At 65.0% G+C, this 16,194-nt stretch carries 14 protein-coding genes and 1 pseudogene; 9 read left to right on the top strand and 6 right to left on the bottom strand.

Features of this window, described 5'->3' with window-relative positions:
* Positions 1 to 7: 7 nt before the first annotated feature.
* From sctV to ACWPWO_RS08755, 4 genes are read left to right on the top strand one after another with little or no spacing between them, the layout of a single operon-like run.
* The gene (gene sctV / locus ACWPWO_RS08770; protein ID WP_454006023.1) at positions 8 to 2,104 is read left to right on the top strand and encodes a type III secretion system export apparatus subunit SctV; all 2,097 of its coding nucleotides are present in this window, start codon (positions 8 to 10) and stop codon (positions 2,102 to 2,104) included.
* Positions 2,101 to 3,510, top strand: coding sequence for a type III secretion system inner membrane ring subunit SctD (sctD, locus tag ACWPWO_RS08765; protein WP_454006021.1), 1,410 nt, complete (start codon positions 2,101 to 2,103; stop codon positions 3,508 to 3,510). The genes sctV and sctD overlap by 4 nt, the downstream gene beginning before the upstream one ends.
* 13 nt (positions 3,511 to 3,523) lie before the next feature.
* Complete coding sequence (locus ACWPWO_RS08760; protein ID WP_454006020.1) at positions 3,524 to 3,793, top strand: type III secretion system protein BscE; 270 nt, start codon at positions 3,524 to 3,526, stop codon at positions 3,791 to 3,793.
* Positions 3,794 to 3,802: 9 nt separating this feature from the next.
* Positions 3,803 to 4,048, top strand: a complete 246-nt coding sequence (locus tag ACWPWO_RS08755; protein ID WP_454006018.1) for an EscF/YscF/HrpA family type III secretion system needle major subunit — start codon at positions 3,803 to 3,805, stop codon at positions 4,046 to 4,048.
* A 33-nt stretch (positions 4,049 to 4,081) separates the two neighbouring features.
* On the opposite strand, the gene ACWPWO_RS08750 is transcribed toward ACWPWO_RS08755, so the two are convergent.
* Complete coding sequence (locus tag ACWPWO_RS08750) at positions 4,082 to 4,534, bottom strand: CesT family type III secretion system chaperone (protein WP_454006016.1); 453 nt, start codon at positions 4,532 to 4,534, stop codon at positions 4,082 to 4,084.
* A gap of 29 nt (positions 4,535 to 4,563) precedes the next feature.
* Positions 4,564 to 5,055 carry a type III secretion system chaperone gene (locus ACWPWO_RS08745; protein WP_454006014.1) on the bottom strand — a complete coding sequence of 164 codons (492 nt, stop codon included), beginning with the start codon at positions 5,053 to 5,055 and terminating at the stop codon, positions 4,564 to 4,566.
* Positions 5,056 to 5,366: 311 nt separating this feature from the next.
* Between ACWPWO_RS08745 and ACWPWO_RS08740 the strand changes: the two genes are divergently transcribed.
* The 3 genes from ACWPWO_RS08740 to alr all read left to right on the top strand — a co-directional run bounded on the left by ACWPWO_RS08740 (position 5,367) and on the right by alr (position 7,580).
* Positions 5,367 to 5,933, top strand: coding sequence for a SecDF P1 head subdomain-containing protein (locus ACWPWO_RS08740; protein ID WP_454006012.1), 567 nt, complete (start codon positions 5,367 to 5,369; stop codon positions 5,931 to 5,933).
* A 23-nt stretch (positions 5,934 to 5,956) separates the two neighbouring features.
* Positions 5,957 to 6,385, top strand: coding sequence for an ATP-binding protein (locus tag ACWPWO_RS08735; protein WP_454006010.1), 429 nt, complete (start codon positions 5,957 to 5,959; stop codon positions 6,383 to 6,385).
* Between the two features lie 61 nt (positions 6,386 to 6,446).
* Entirely contained in the window at positions 6,447 to 7,580 is a 1,134-nt protein-coding gene (gene alr / locus ACWPWO_RS08730; protein WP_454006008.1) for an alanine racemase, read from the top strand.
* Here the strand turns inward: alr and ACWPWO_RS08725 are convergent.
* Together ACWPWO_RS08725 and ACWPWO_RS08720 are read right to left on the bottom strand one after the other, a co-directional pair.
* Positions 7,546 to 8,493 (bottom strand): MFS transporter, encoded by a 948-nt coding sequence (locus tag ACWPWO_RS08725; RefSeq protein WP_454006006.1) that lies wholly within the window; start codon positions 8,491 to 8,493, stop codon positions 7,546 to 7,548. The genes alr and ACWPWO_RS08725 overlap by 35 nt on opposite strands.
* Positions 8,430 to 9,911 carry a PDC sensor domain-containing protein gene (locus ACWPWO_RS08720; protein ID WP_454006004.1) on the bottom strand — a complete coding sequence of 494 codons (1,482 nt, stop codon included), beginning with the start codon at positions 9,909 to 9,911 and terminating at the stop codon, positions 8,430 to 8,432. Before ACWPWO_RS08720 ends, ACWPWO_RS08725 begins: the two co-directional genes overlap by 64 nt.
* A 224-nt stretch (positions 9,912 to 10,135) precedes the next feature.
* Here ACWPWO_RS08720 and ACWPWO_RS08715 point away from each other — a divergent pair, with 224 nt between their 5' ends.
* Both ACWPWO_RS08715 and ACWPWO_RS08710 read left to right on the top strand, forming a co-directional pair.
* Positions 10,136 to 12,076 (top strand): SpoIIE family protein phosphatase, encoded by a 1,941-nt coding sequence (locus ACWPWO_RS08715; RefSeq protein ID WP_454006002.1) that lies wholly within the window; start codon positions 10,136 to 10,138, stop codon positions 12,074 to 12,076.
* Positions 12,077 to 12,086: 10 nt separating this feature from the next.
* Complete coding sequence (locus ACWPWO_RS08710) at positions 12,087 to 13,280, top strand: ABC transporter substrate-binding protein (RefSeq protein ID WP_454006334.1); 1,194 nt, start codon at positions 12,087 to 12,089, stop codon at positions 13,278 to 13,280.
* Between the two features lie 38 nt (positions 13,281 to 13,318).
* On the opposite strand, the gene ACWPWO_RS08705 is transcribed toward ACWPWO_RS08710, so the two are convergent.
* Both ACWPWO_RS08705 and chrA read right to left on the bottom strand, forming a co-directional pair.
* Positions 13,319 to 14,839, bottom strand: a complete 1,521-nt coding sequence (locus tag ACWPWO_RS08705) for a YifB family Mg chelatase-like AAA ATPase (RefSeq protein WP_454006001.1) — start codon at positions 14,837 to 14,839, stop codon at positions 13,319 to 13,321.
* A 122-nt stretch (positions 14,840 to 14,961) separates the two neighbouring features.
* Positions 14,962 to 16,184, bottom strand: a pseudogene (gene chrA / locus ACWPWO_RS08700) (chromate efflux transporter).
* Positions 16,185 to 16,194: the final 10 nt, after the last annotated feature.

The following is a 16,194-nucleotide window of genomic DNA, read 5'->3' as shown; positions in this document are numbered from 1 at the left end:
TCCGACCATGCAACATACTCTCAATCGCGTCGTCAGCCTGCTCACCAGCCGCAATGACGTCGTCCTGGCGGTACTGATCGTCTCGATCATCTTCATGATGATCCTGCCCTTGCCCACGGCGCTGGTCGACGTGCTGATCGGCACCAATATGACGCTGTCGGCCATCTTGCTGATGGTCGCCATGTACCTGCCCTCGCCATTGGCCTTCTCCTCCTTTCCATCGGTGCTGCTGGTCACCACCCTGTTCCGCCTGGGGATCTCGATCGCCACGACGCGGCTCATCCTGCTGCAGGGCGATGCCGGCCACATCATCGAAACCTTCGGCAACTTCGTGGTGGGCGGCAACCTGATCGTCGGCCTGGTCGTCTTCCTGATCCTGACCATCGTGCAGTTCGTGGTGATCACCAAAGGCGCCGAACGGGTGGCCGAAGTGGCCGCCCGCTTTTCGCTGGACGCCATGCCGGGCAAGCAGATGTCCATCGACGCCGACCTGCGGGCCGGCACCATAGACATGGACGACGCCCGCAAACGCCGCACGCTGGTCGAAAAGGAAAGCCAGCTTTACGGCGCCATGGACGGCGCCATGAAATTCGTCAAAGGCGACGCCATCGCAGGCCTGATCATCGTCGCGGTGAACCTGCTGGGCGGCATCCTGATCGGCACGCTGCAGCGCGGGGTGAGCGCCGGCGAAGCCGTGCAGATCTACTCCATCCTGACGATCGGCGACGGCCTGATCGCCCAGATCCCGGCCTTGTTCATCGCCATCTGCGCCGGCATCATCGTGACCCGGGTGCAGACAGGCGAAGGCGGCCCCTCCAACGTGGGCAAGGACATCGGCGCGCAGGTGCTGGCGCAACCGCGCGCCCTGCTGATCGCCGCCGCCGTGGCGCTGGGCATGGGCCTGATCCCCGGCATGCCCACACTGACCTTTCTGTCCCTGGCCGCCGTCGTGGGGATCGTCGGCTTTGTCCTGCTGCGCGGCACGCGCAAGGTCGTCGACGAAAAAACGGGCGAGATCACGGAGATTCCCGCGCTAGCGGCCGACGGCCAGCCCGCCCCGCGACCGAGTTCCGAGGGCGGCGCGGAGTTCGCGCCCACGCTGCCGCTGATGATCGATGTCGCCGCCGGGCTGCAGCAGCACTTCAAGGCCGAGGAACTGAACGACGAGCTCATCAAGATCCGCCGCGCCCTGTACTTCGACCTGGGCGTGCCCTTCCCCGGCATTCAGCTGCGCTTCAATGAAGCGCTTTCCGAGAACAGCTATCTCATCCTGCTGGCCGAGGTTCCCGTGTCTCAGGGCCAGTTGCTGCCTGACCATCTGCTGGTGCGGGACTCGGAGCAGAACCTGCAGGCGCTGCAGATACCCTACACCACGGACAAGCAGTTCCTGCCGGGCCTGCCGACCTTGTGGGTCGGCGCCGACCAGGCCGCCGTACTGGCTTCCGCCGGCGTTCCCTGCCTGGATGCGCATCAGATCCTTGCCTGGCATCTGGCCTTTGTCCTGAGGAAGTATTCATCGGATTTCATAGGGATCCAGGAAACCCGCTTCCTGCTGACCGCCATGGAAGAGCGCTTTCCGGACCTGGTCAAGGAAGTCCTGCGCATCATGCCGGTGCAAAAGATCGCCGAGATCATGCAGCGGCTCGTCTCGGAAGACATCTCGGTGCGCAACCTGCGCGCCGTGCTCGAGGCCCTGATCGAGTGGGGCCAGAAAGAGAAGGACACGGTTCTGCTGACTGAATATGTGCGCATATTCCTGAAACGGCACATCAGCTACAAGTATTCCAGCGGACAGAACATCCTGCCCGCCTATCTGCTGGCCCCCAGCGTGGAGGAAGCCGTCAGAGAGGCCATCCGGCAGACCTCGGCCGGCAGCTACCTGGCGCTGGATCCAGGCACCACCAAAAAGCTGGTGGAAAACATCAAGACCACCGTCGGCGAAATCTCCAGCAACACCCGCAAGCCGGTTTTGCTGACATCCATGGACATACGCCGGTATCTGCGCAAGATGATAGAACAGGATCTTTATGAACTGCCTGTCCTGTCCTACCAGGAGCTCACGCCTGAAATCAATGTGCAGCCGCTGGCCCGGGTAGAACTATGACGCAGCCAACCGACCATCCCCCCGCTGGCGCCGATCCCGTTGCCGAAGATCCCGCAACAGGCCAGCTCCTGGAGCTGCGCATCCTCTCGGGGATGCATCAGGACGCCCGCTGTCCGGCCCGACACGATGCGCTCATCGGCGCTCACCCTGATTGCGACATCGTCCTGGCGGAACCCGGCCTTCCCGAACAGGCGGTCAGGCTGAAGCTTGGCCCGGCCGGCTGGGGCTTGAGTCAGGATCCGCAGGGTCCGGCCCTGGCCAACGATCCGGCCATTCCCTACAACCAGCCATTGTCCTTGGGATCGATCTGGGTCACGGTCGCGCATCCGTCTGATCCCTGGCCGTCGGCGCCCCTTCCAGTCCCTGAAGAGTCCGGCGAACCGGAGCCGGCGCCTCCTGATGATCCGCCCGCCGCGCCTGACCCGGTCGAGGTCTCCTTCCATCCGGACAGCGATGCTCCGGCCATGACAGCACAGGCCGACCCGTCCCCTGCCCCGGCACAAGCCCAGCCTCGGCATCGGTCCAAGGGCGCCAGGGCCGGCCTGATTGTCCTGGTCGTGGCCGTCGCCACCGCGGTGCTGATGGCCGGACTGATGCCGCTCAACACGCCCGCCTCTCCTCCCAAGCCCGACCCTCGCCTGGCGATCGAGCAGTCCATCGGCAAGATCACGGCTATGATCGAACAGCTGGGCCTGACATCCCGCCTGCATGTGGCGATCACGCCCGAGGGAGCGGTGCTGGTTTCAGGCTGGGTACGCAACGAGGATGAGCGCAACCGACTGGCCTCCGCGCTGGTTCAGATCGGGCCCATGCCGGCCATGCGGGTGAGCAGCGAAGCCGAGGCGCTGAGCACGGCAGACCAGGTCCTGAAGGGCTTCGGAGTCAAATACGAATCCCGCTACGAAGGCGACGGCCGCCTGAGCGTGGCGGGCATAGCCAGCGACCCCGAGGCCCGCTCCATGGCCTTGGAGGCTGTCCGGTCGGAACTGCCCGGAATGACGATCATGGGCAATGGCATCCTGCTGGCGACGGAGGTTGCGCAAGAGCTCAGCCGCGAGCTGGCGGCAGCCGGGCTGGGCGCCGTGGCGCTGGTCTGGCAGCGGCATCAATTGCAAGTCAGCACGGACATGCTGGACGCCGCCCAGATGGGCACGGCCCAAATCGTCCTGGATCGCTTCAACCAGTCACGTTTTGACGTCGCCGCCCTGGCACAATCCGACAAACCCTACGCGGATGCGGTGCCCTTCAAGATACGCAGCGTGGTCAGCGGAGAAACGCCTTTTCTTGTACTGGACAATGGAACCAAACTGCTGGTCGGTGGTACTCATCAACACTACCGCCTGACAAAGATCGACGAGCGCCAGTTGATCTTCGAAGGTCCGCGTCCCGCCATCGTGCTGCGCTGAATGGATAAGGAACATGACGTCAAATGTGACCGAACTGGAAACCCGGCTGGCCGACCCAGGCGGCGCAATCCTGAAAGATACATTGCTCGAACACGCCAGGCGCCTGGAACAGTCCTGGCGCGCCCGCATGGAGGCCGGTCTGCCCCGCGACGCATTCAGCCAGTGGCAGTCGGCGGTCGACGCCGCCGCCGCCGCCTGTGAAATCCTGCAGAACTGGCCCGCCAACGAGGCGTCGCCGGAAGCCCCTCCGGCATCTCCGCTCTTTCCCCTCTCACCCACTTAGGAGCCCATCATGACCAACGGAGTGAGTTTCAATACGCTCAACAACACGATCTACAACAGCATCCTCAGCCAGGAAAGCAGGCTGAGCAGTCAGATCTCCGGCGTCAGCGCCAAGGGGGACGGCGATATCTCGCAAACCGACATGCTCAAGCTGCAGCAGGAAATCAATAAGTGGACGATCATGATCGATCTGCAGAGCACGATGGCCAAGCAGATTTCCGACTCCATAAAAGGCGTCATCCAGAAATCGTCCTGATGCGCGCCGGCCGCCATGGCGGCCGGGCTTGAATCAGACAGACTGCAACAGCACGGCCGGATTTGAACCGCCGGGATCGCGCCTGGGCCCGGCTTGCTGTGTATCCTTTCCCTGCACCCAGTTCTCCGCCTGCTCGAGCAAGGCCTCCAGCGCTTCGATCAAGGCTTCGGCCTGGCAATCCGCGCGTCCCAGCGCAAGCTGCATATGAGGCCGCCCATCAGGGGCCACGCACAGCACCACCCCACGCCCGGCCTGCATGAAATTGGCCCGCGCCATGCGGGCGGCCTGAGCGTCATCGATGACATGATCGGCAAGACGGCATGATAGAAAAACCAGGTCATGGTCGCTTGCATCCACGACCTGAACCAGGTGCCGGCCATCGACCCAGAACTGACAGACCCCTTCAGCGGAAGGAGCCAGATGGGCAATGCCCAGAGCACGACCGAAATCGGCCATCAGCTTAGCGAACATAGAGGTGTCGGACATAGGATAGAAATACCAAAAAGTCGGAACATTCAAGCTAGCGTACCGCCAGGCGGCGGACTGCTCAACCCGCCAATCGGAGCCGCTTCAGCCAGGACATCGGGAGTACCCAACGGGCCGCCGTCATTGACCGCCTCGATACGCGCACGCCAATACGCCGCCGTGCTGACAAATCGCTCGATCCATCCGGCTGCCTCGCCGGGTTCCAGATCGCCCAAGGCGCGCCGGTCCATCAGGAAAATCCATCCCGTGTTGAAGTCGATGCTGAACGTCGCTCCCCCGGTCCCCAACCAGAACAGATTGGCGCCCAACAGCAGCGAATGGACGGCGGCCCTGCATTCAGGTTCGGCTTCCTGCAGCCGGGTGAACAGCATGACGGCATCCTCGCCCGCCTCGTACTGAATGTGTAGTTCGTGGCCATCGATCAGCAGCCCGACGTAATCGTCTTCGTTGGCCGACCTGTCGGTCATATTCAACAATTGGCCCAGTTCGGCAACCAGGCCCTTAAAAGGAAAAATCGCCATATTGCAATCCTAGCGGCTTTGCTTGGGTTTCGGCGTCAGGCCTCGGTGAATCTGTCCAGCCCGCACAGGACTCACAGCCGCATCATCATGACCCGGCTTGAGTTCCCGCTGCAGAAAACCGTCGCCTTTCTGTCTGGAATTATTGAGCCCGATATCCATACCCATGTTCATCCATAAATGCTTGTCGGTCCTGTTTCAGTAACATCTTTGCAGCCGCAGTTCCTTGTTTTTCCTCTTTTTTGCCACAATCGGCCATCAGTGACGACCATGGCTTGCAGCGGGCGTTTTTCCCACTACAATTCCTTGACTTCATGCAGGCGTACATCGCGCCTCTGACCCTGGATTTCATGCAGGCTTTCATCATGCCCCTGTCTACCCAAGTTTTATTCCCCGCTCTTCTGACCGCCGCGCTGACCTTGGCAGGATGCCAGAATCTGCCGTCGGCCTCGCCGCAGGCTTCTGCGGACCGCACCGCGCCCACGGCGGACGACGCCCGTACCGTACAGCCGGTGGCCATCTATCTGGCCCAGTTGCAGCCTGACCCCGCCCTGGCCGCCGTCCAGGTGCCCGAAGGCATGATCTATCTGCAGCCACGCCCGATCCTGACCCGCAAGGACCTGACCGATGCCGCCGCCCTGGCGGATCGGAAAGGGGCGAATTTCGTCGGCCTGCGTTTCACCTCTCAAGGCGCCGAACGCCTGCGCAACGCCAGCCATGAGCATGCCGGCGCCATGCTGGCCGTGGTCATTGGCCGCGCACTGGTGGCGGCGCCCCGCATCGTCGCCCCGCTGGAAGACGGCATTCTGGCCTTCGAAGTCCCGTCCGCCCAAGCGGCCGCCGGCCTGGCCGCCCGCATCCGGGGAGACGCGGCCCGCTGAGAGGCGCCAGCCCAGGAGCTTGCATGCCAGACCACAACGACACTCTCGAGTTGCCTGTTCATTCCCAGGCCGTGGCTCAGGCCCTGGAATGGCTGGAATCCATCGCCGAGCGACAGGAGTGGCCTGCCCGCGCGACTTTCGGTCTGACCCTGTGCCTGGACGAGGCCCTGACCAATGTCGTGTCGTATGCATTCCAGCCCGCCCCCGCCGTCATTGAACCGGCCATCACGCTGGCCTGCCGCGCACATGGCCGGAACATCGTGCTGGAGTTGCGCGACAATGGCCGTCCCTATGACCCCACGGCCGAAACCTCTCCGCCTCTGGCCGCAACCCTGGATGACGCCATTCCTGGGGGACACGGCCTGCGCCTGATGCGCCACTATCTTGAAGATCTCCGCTATCAGCGTCAGGGCGAGTGGAACTGCCTGACCATGGTCATGCCACTGCCCTGATGGAACCTGTCGGGCCGTTTGGGTACAGAGTCCTTGGATTCCACCCTCATAGCCTGAACGCATGCCATCACATTGTCTGCTCCAGGATTCCGACCGCATTCGCGCCTATGTCGATCCTGCCGCCATTGCGCATAATCTGACGCAAATGCGCGAACGCCTGGGACCCAGTCCCGCCCGCATCTGGGCGACCGCGAAAGCCGACGCGTACGGCCACGGGCTGGCGCATGCCATGACCGGCCTGCGTCAGGCCGACGGCATCAGCGTGGAGACGCTGTCCGAGGCTCGCCAGGTCCGTCTTCTCGGCTGGGAAAGCCCCATCCTGGTCCATGCCGGCCTGCTGAGCCGCCCGGAAGTCGAAGCGCTCGATATGCCGCAACTGCACCTGATCATCAGCCAGGTCGACCAACTGGACTGGCTGTCGCACGTACGCCCCGCCGAACCGCCCGCCGTCTGGTTGCGTTACGCGGGCGATACACGCATGGGCGGATTCGACGACGCCCAGTACCGTCAGGCCTATGCGCGCGCCCTGCTCCTGTGGACCCGCAAGCACATTCTGGGCATAGGCCATCTGAACCACTACGCAGGCGCCGAGAACACGGACGGCACACAGGAGGCCGACACCTGCTTTCGCCGCGCCATCGCCGGCCTGGACGGGCCCGTCTCCTGCGCCAATTCGGCCGCCATGCTTCGGCATCCCTTGCAGGCCGCAAGGACCAGCTGGGTCCGGCCCGGCATCACCTTGTACGGTGTCAGCCCGCTGCATGGCCTGACCGGCCCCGACCTGGGCCTGCGTCCGGCCATGACCGTACAGGCCCGGCTGGCCGAAGTCCGGCCGCTGGCCGCCGGGGCCAGCCTGGGCTATAACGGCGCCTTCACCGCGCCGCATGCCATGACGGTCGGATTGGTGACCTGCGGCTATGCGGACGGCTACCCTCGCCATGCGCAAACCGGCACGCCGGTCGCCGTTGCCGGGCGGATCACGCGCCTGCTGGGCCGTCCCAGCATGAACATGCTGGCCATAGACCTGAGCGACATGAAGAACACGCCGCCCGGATCCCCGGTCACCCTCTGGGGGCACGGCCTGCCGGTCGAGACCGTGGCCGGTTACGCCTCGACGATTGCGGCGGAACTGCTGACCGCCCTGACCGCGCGCGTGCCGTTCACGGCTTTGGTGCGCGAGCTGCAAACATCATGAACAGCAGGGTCGCCAGCAGATAGATCGCCCCGGTCAGGGCCAGTCCGGCGCCCATGCCCACCGTCCCGTACAGGCTGGCCACCACCAAGGGCCCGGCCATCTGCCCCAGCTTGTCAGCGGCTTTCACAATACTGGTGGCCCCGGCCGCTCCGTAGCGCTGGACATCCGGCAAAGCCAGCATGTACGGGGATTGCGACGCGCCGATCAGGCAGCCCGCCACGGCCAGCGAAAACACGGCCAGGACAGCCATCGTCAGGCCATCTCCTTCATACAGGCCCAGCAAGCCCAGGCTGCCGATCAGGCCGCCTGCCGCGATCCAGCGTTTCTTGACGGAGGTGCGATCCGCCAGCGCTCCCATCCAGGGCCCCAGATAGATCACGCACAGGCCATAGACCATCAGGATGCGTCCCACGCTGGAGGCCGCCGCTCCCTGGGCTTCCAGATAAACGGGCAAGGCGTAGGACAACAGCCCCACTTGCGCAATGGAAAAAGGCACCACACTGCCCAGCAACAGCAAGCCGAAATCGGGCGTGCATATCAGGCGTACCGTCTGCCGCAGCCGGTGCGTCCCGGCCGTCGCCGTGGCAGGACCTGAATCCGATGCGGCCTGGCGTCCCGGATGAGTCCTGTATGAGCGCATGAGCACCGTCACGCCCAGCAGCGGAAACAGCAAGAACGCCACGCCGACCAGAAACACGGCCCGGAATCCCAACTGCTCCATCAACATGGCCCCCACGGCGGCGCCGGCCAGATGTCCCGCGAACAGCCCGGCCACGACATTGCTCATATTGCGCCCCCGGTAGAGCGCGGGGCTGCGCATGATGACAAAGCCCTGCAACCCCATCCAGGTCAGGCCGTACCCCAGGCCCACCAGGCCGCGCGCGGCCGCGAACCACAACAGGTCCGGCGCCATCGCGCAGGCCAGAAAGCCCAGGCCGCAAACGCCCAGCCCCCCAGGACGGGAAAGGACCAGCCCTTGCGGTCCGTCAGGCTGCCCGCCAGCAAGGCCGTCAGCAGCCCGCCGCACATCTCCACGGAAATCGGCAATGCCATCAGCAGATTGGTCGGCAGGGACAGGCCCTCAGCCGGCAGGCTGCGGGCATACATGGGCAGGAACCCCAAAGGCAGCGCCCAGGAAAACAAGAATCCGAACATGACCGGGCGCCCTATCTGCCCTACATCCTTCCCTTCGTTTTCCTTTTCTCTCGGACGCTGCAGCAAAAAAGACAGGAGCAGCAACATCTCGATTGCCGCTATCACGGCCACCACCACGACAGTAGCCGCATCGATCATGCGCGCCCGCACGCCGGCCGCGACCAGCGTATCATCCAGCACCAGCCGCAGGCTGCCTGCCGGACGCCGCCCGGCATCAGCCATGAGCGGCAGGGAAAGCGACACATCCTCCAGCCCGGCGCCAGCGGGCCGCACCGGCAATGGCCCCTGCGCCCCCACTCGCTCCAGGACGCGGCCCGAATCATCCAGAAGCTCAATGGACTGGATCATCGGAAACGTCCCCGCCAGCCGGGCAAGCGGAGCCTCCACGTCCCGCAGGCGGTCGATGGGAATGCCATACGCCAGCACGCGCTCGAGGTCCTGCCGCAAGTCCTGGGCCAGGGCGCCCGCATTGTCGCGCGTCACTTGCAGGGACACGGTCCGGAACGTGATGATCGTATCGCCGGCGTAGATTCCTTGAGCCAGCATCAAGGCCGCCAGGGGCAGAAGAAAATGCATGCGGCCCGCGCAGGCAAGCCGCTGCGCCGGCACCAGATACTTGTACACGAGCGCCAGACCCAGTCCCGCCAGCAGCGTCACCGCGCACAACATGCCCAGATTGCACAGAATGAGCCGCTGGCTCGCCGCCGTTTCCGGCTTTACGGACAGGAAGGCCACCCCTTGCACCGAGGAAGCCGCGTCGCGCAGCGGCACGGCCACCGTGATGCGATGCTTGGCCATATAGGCGGCCCCCTGGTGGGCGCGACGCACGACCCCTTCCGCCAGGGGAGCTTTCGGGTCCCTGATCGCGCGCAGCAGCGCCGGCGATTCGGGCATCGCCTCCCCTCGCGCCGCAACGAATTGTCCGTCTGACAGCCATACTGCCGCGCCCCCGGCGTCTTGCAACCCTTTGAGGCGCTCATCCAACAGCAGCTCCAGCCCGAAAAACTGCCCGAGAGGCTTGCCCATGCGCAAACCGCCTTCGATATCGGCCGCCATCTGCCGGACCTCGACTTCGACCCGGTCGGCCACCATGTCGCGATTCAGGCGATTGAGCGCTGCAAGACTGAGCGCCCCGATGAGCGTCTGCGCCAGCAGCAGCACGGCCAGACACGCCAAAGTGACCTCGAGCGCCGGACGACGCCGTAAACCATCCTGAATCCGTCGGAAAAACGCTGTACGCATAAATACCAACCCAGGCAGCAAGTAGTAGACGAGATTTTACAATTGAAGTAATTTGTATTGCCCATCTTTCTTCCTCGGCCCTTATGTTCCTGCACTCTCTTCGCAGCAAGATCTTCCTCGCCGTGCTGGGCCTCTTGCTCGTGATAGCCGGTGCGGTCATGCCGGTGACCCAACGGGATGTCACGCAAACCGTCGAAGCCGGCGAACGCCATGCGGTCCAGAACGTGCTGCAGCTGGTGTTGCGCCACACCGAGGTGCGCTGGGAGACCCTGCTGGACGACAAGATCTACAGTGTGCGCACCGGTCGGGCGCAACTGATGGAACTGGGAGCCACCATCCAGTCCGTCCTGTCGAGCTACGAATCCAAGGCGCAGCAAGGGCTGCTCTCCGAGGATGCCGCCAAACAACTGGCCCTTGCCTGGCTCAATCGCCTTCCCCTGGGCGATCGGCGTTACGCCTTTCTCTACGACGACCACCATCAGGTCCTGGCCAGCAGTTCGCCTGCCATGATAGGCCAGGATCTGACCTCCCTGCTGGACATCAAAGGGCGCCCCCTGGCGCAAGCCCTGTACGAAGAAAGCCGATATTCAGGATATGGATTTGCGCTCTACCGCTGGCAGGACGCCCCCACGCCCCATGCGGCCGCGCCCCTGGAAACCCGTTACGCCTACTTCAGCTATTTCCAGCCCTGGAACTGGATGCTGGCGGTTTCCGACAATGCACAAGGCATCATCAACCAGGTCCAGGCCCAGCAGACCCGGATGGAATCCGCCCTGCGAAACGCCCTGTCCGGCCTGACGCTGGCGCAATCGGGCTTTCTGTTCATCGTGACGGACAGCGGTCGCTTCGTGGTGCCCCCGCCTCCGGAGCATGTCGGGCTGCTGCTCGCACCCGAAGAAGCGTCTGGACGCACGCTGCAAGACATCCTGCGCTCTCGCGCCTCCGAGCAGCAGGCCACCGTGCAGCCCGGGGACCAGCCGCCCTGGAGCATCCACACCCTCTACTACAAGCCGCTCAAGTGGACGCTGGCCGCCGCGGTCCCGCAAAGCGACCTGACGGCGCCCGCACGGCGACTCACCCAGCGCCAGGCCCTGATCTTTACGGGCGTGCTGTTGCTGGCTCTGGCTCTGGCATGGATCATGGCCATCCGGATCGCCAAGCCTCTGGACACCTTGACGCGCTATGCGCTCAGCCTGCCCAACCAGGACCTGACAAGCAACGCCCCTCCGCCCGATCACATCATGCGGCTGCCGACGCGCTACCGGGACGAGGTCGGGCGCCTGGCCGCATCGTTCCTGTACATGCGGGACAAGCTCAGCGACAACATCAAGCAACTGGTGCAGGAGACCTCCGACCGGGAACGCTTCAAGAGCGAACTGAACATCGCCCGCGACATCCAGATGGGCCTGCTGCCCAAGCCCCTGCCAGCCCGTACCCTGGAGCACATCGACCTCTATGCCGCGATCCAGCCCGCCAAGGAGGTCGGGGGCGACTTGTATGACTACTTCCTCCTGCCGGACGGCCGCCTGTGCTTTGCCATTGGCGACGTATCCGACAAAGGCGTTCCCGCCGCCCTGTTCATGGCGGTCACCCACACCCTGATCCGGGCCACCGTCGAAGACGAAACCGATCCGGCCCTGATCCTGCAACGCATCAACAACCGCCTGGCCGAGAACAATCCGAACATGATGTTCGTCACCCTGCTGCTGGGCGTCATCGATCTGGCCACGGGCTCGCTGACCTGGGCGAACGCGGGCCATCCTCCCCCCGTCCTCATCGGCGCCGACGGAACCGTGCGTCTGCTGACCGACCGCAGCGGCCCCGCCTGCGGCGTCCAGGAAGACCTGCAGTACCAGCGCTTCACCTGCCAATTGGAACGGGGCGAAACTCTGTTGGGCTACACCGATGGCGTCACCGACGCCACGGATCGCCAGGACACCCAGTACGGCGAATCCCGCATGGTCGCGCGCCTGTCCGCTCCCGTGGCCAGCGCCTCCACCCTGATCCTGGGCCTGCTGGAGGACGTCCATCAGTTCACCGACGGCGCCAGCCCTTTCGATGACATCACCCTCATTGCCCTTCGCCGCCCCTATGCCTAGAACCTGCTCAATCCTGCTGGCTCTCACCCTGGCGCTGCCGGCCGCAACCCTGGCGCAGGCCGTCGGCCCGGCGCAACAGGCTTCCTCCGCCTGGACGCAGCAGGCCGGCCCCGCGGAACAGGCGGTGTTCCCCACCGCGCCGCGCCTCAAGCCAGACGGCGGCAAATGGCGTCTGGGATATATTGAAAGCGGTGATTATGCCGAATATCCCGACACGCTGAGAGCCATCATCATGGGCTTGCAACAGTTGGGATGGCTGAGCACTCCGGACATACCCGCGAAGATCAACGGCCGCCAGATGGGGGACTTTCTTGTCGCACATGCCCGCAGCGACACGCTTGAGTTTGTTGCCGACGCCTGGTGGCAGCCCGGAAACTTCGACCCCGCGCAGCGTCCCGTCGTTCGCGAGTCGATCCGCCAGAGGCTGCTGGAGCGTCACGACATCGACCTGATGCTGGCCATGGGCACCTGGGCCGGGCAGGACATGGTGGCATTGGGCGTTCCCGTCCCGACGGTGGTGGCCTCGGCCAGCGACGCCGTGGGCGCCCGCATCGTCGCCAGCGCAAGCGACAGCGGCCTGGACAATCTGCACGCCCGTGTGCAGCCCGAACGCTACCAGCGCCAGGTCCAGCTCTTTTTCGACATCGTGAAATTCAAGACCCTGGGAATGGTCTACGAAGACAGCCTCGAGGGACGCAGTTACGCGGCAGTGCCCGCTGTCGAGCAGGCGGCCCGGAAAGACGGTTTTCAAATGGTATCCTGCACCACCGGCACCAATGAACTGACCACGGCCCAGGCCACTCAGAACGTCATCGAATGCTACCGCAAGCTGAGCAACGAAGTCGATGCCGTGTACGTCACCACGCACAGGGGCATCACGTCCGAAAACATAGGCGAGATCGCCAGCGTCCTGCGCAAGGCTAAAGTGCCCAGCTTCGCCATGCTCGATTCCGCGCAGGTGCGCGCCGGATTGCTCATGAGCCTGGCGCAAGCGGATTATTCCTATGTCGGCCTCTTTCATGCAGAAGTCATTGCGCGCATCTTCAATGGCGCCAAACCCCGCCAGTTGAGCCAGATCTGGGTGGACCCCGCCAAGATCGCCCTGAACCTGGATACCGCCCGCATCATTGGCTTCGATCCGCCGGTGGACATCCTGCTGGCCGCTGACGAGGTCTACACCCAGCAGGACAAGCAGACGCCCTGAGAGGGGACAAGTCTTCGCGCTCCAGGCAGCCCGTTGTTTCAGGACAGGCTGGGCCTGAACTGCAAGGCCTCGGCCACATGCGCGCGCTGCACATCGGGCTCGTCCGCCAGATCGGCCACGCTGCGCGCCACGCGCACGAGCCGCCCATGGGTGCGTTCGGACCAATGCCAGCGGCGCCGCGCGTCAAGCAGCAGTTGGCGCGCATCGCCGGCCAGGCGTGCATGTTCGGCCAGCGCCGCCCCGGTCAGCCGCGCATTGCAGCCCCCTTGGCGCGCCAGTTGCCGCTCCCGCGCCCTGGCGACGCGCTCGCGCACGCGGCTGGAAGACTCCGCGGCCAGTTCCGGATCCTGAGACGGTTCGGTCATGGTCACGCACAGATCGATACGATCCAGCATGGGACCGGAAAGGCGCTGCCGATAGAGCTCCCGGCGCACGGGCGAACAACGGCAGGCCTGGTGCCGGTGTCCCGCCCAACCGCAGGGACAAGGATTCATGGCGGCCACGAACTGGAAGCGGGCCGGATACGTGGCCCGCTTCTGGGCGCGGGAAATGCGCACGCAGCCTTCTTCCAGCGGCTCGCGCAAGGCCTCCAGCACGCGCCGGTCGAACTCGGGCAACTCGTCCAGGAACAGCACGCCGTGATGCGCCAGGGATACTTCTCCCGGCCGGGGCAGCGCCCCGCCCCCAATCAGAGCGGCCGCCGATATGCTGTGGTGCGGCGCCCGGAACGGCGGACGGGCGCTGAAGCGCGGCGCCGCGTGCGCCAGGGCATGCAGCGCGGCCAGCTCAAGCTGCGCCTGCTTGTCCAGCACGGGCAACAATCCCGGCAGGCGCTGCGCCAGCATGGTCTTGCCCACGCCCGGCGAGCCGCTGAGCAGCAGGCTGTGCCCGCCGGCCGCCGCCACTTCCAAGGCGCGGCATGCCAGGGGCTGGCCGAGCACATCGGACAGGCAGAGTTCGGGGCCGTGTTCCTGCTCCGGCCAGGACGAGGCCGGCATGAGTCCCAGCTCCAGTTCGCCGCGCAGATAGGCGGCGGCCTCGGCCAGACTGGCCACGCCGCGCACCGGCAGATCGGGCACGTGCGCCGCCAGAGCCGCACTGTCCTTGGGCAGTATCAGACACAGCCCCGTATGGCGACGGGCCATGCCCAGGGCGATGGTCAAGGCATTCTGTACCGGCACCACCGCGCCGGTCAGGGACAGCTCGCCGGCCATGACGTAGCGCTCCAGATCCGGGACGGCGCGTTCCCGCCCCTGCCCGTCGGGGCGGCTGAGCTGGCCGCTGGCCAGCAGAATGGCCAGCGCCACCGGCAGGTCGAAACGGCCCGAATCCTTGGGCAGGTCGGCGGGCGCCAGATTGATGGTCAGGCGCGCCGCGGGGAAATCGAAGCCGCTGGCCTGCAAGGCGGAGCGCACCCGCTCGCGACTTTCGCGTATGCCGGCATCGGGCAATCCGACAATGTGGAAAGCCGGCAGGCCCGGCGCCACATGGGCCTCCACCCGCACAGCAATGAAATCCAGGCCCGACAGGGCGCAACTGTTCAGCACGGCCAGGGACATGAGCCCTACCCCCTTATGCGCAAATCCCCAGTCTGCCTGTCGCCGCCGGCGGATTCCATACGACGGACGCTGCAAGACGATGCGGACTTGTACCTATGCGCCGTGTTTCCTGAACCAATACGCTACAAGAACGCCCAGCCCGCCAGAGCGCTGCACAGCACCACCAGCCATGGCGGCATCCGCCATTGCGTCAGGACGAGGAAGGCGATCAAGGCAAGGGAGAAATCAGGCGCGCCGCGGATGGCGCTGGTCCAGACCGGATCGTAGAAAGCCGCCAGCAACAAGCCGACCACGGCGGCATTGACGCCTTTGAGGGCCGTCCGCGTCCTTCGCATCTGGCTCAGTCTGTCCCAATGGGGCAAGGCCGCGACCACCAGCAGCATGCCCGGCAGGAAGATCGCCAACAGGCACAGCACACCGCCTGCCGCGCCGCCCGCCCCACAAATGCCGCCGCGCCCAGAAAACCCGCTAGGGAGAACAAGGGCCCCGGCACGGCCTGGGCCGCTCCGTAACCTGCCAGGAATGTCGGCGCATCCACCCAGCCGGACGCGACAACTTCGCTTTGCAGCAAAGGCAGTACGACGTGGCCGCCGCCAAAGACCAGAGAGCCCGTGCGATAGAAGGCGTCGAATAACTGCCAGATTTGCCCGCCCTGCCCCGTCAACCCCGGCGCAAGCAGCAAGACCAGAAACAGCCCGCCGGCGACAAGGCTGGCTCGCCAGCCCTGGCTCAGACTGGCAGGCTGGGGCACGGAGGCTGGCTCAGCCGGAAAAAGCAGCACGCCCGCCAGCGCCCCCAGCATTATGCCCCCCAGCTGCCCCCAGGCAGACGGGATGGCCAGGGCCAGAATCGCCGTCAAGCCGGCCAGCGTGAGACGGCCGCGGTCCGGACACAGACTGCGGCCCATGCCCCACACAGCCTGCACCACCACCGCCACGGCGGCGATCTTCAACCCTTGCAAAAGCCCATCGGGCGTGTTTCCCGCCCAGGACTCCAGCCCCCAGGCCAAGGCAATCATGATCGCGGCGGATGGCAAGGTAAAGCCCAGCCAGGCGGCAATCGCCCCGCCCAGCCCCGCCCGCCGCAAACCCAGGCCCATGCCGACCTGGCTGCTCGTGGGACCCGGCAAGAACTGGCACAGAGCGACCAGGTCCGTATAGCGCCCGTCATCCAGCCATCGTCGCCTGTCCACGAACTCCTGGCGAAAAAAGGCAAGATGAGCCATGGGCCCGCCAAACGACGTGCAACCCAGCCGCAGGAATATCCAGAAGGTTTCCGCCGCAAGCCGCCAGGGCGGCCGGGCGGAATGTGTCGATGATGCCATCCCGTCCCCCGATTCAGTCATGGCGCAGTAT

Source organism: Alcaligenes sp. Marseille-Q7550 (genome assembly GCF_965112015.1).
This window is presented reverse-complemented; position numbering and strand designations above follow the sequence as displayed.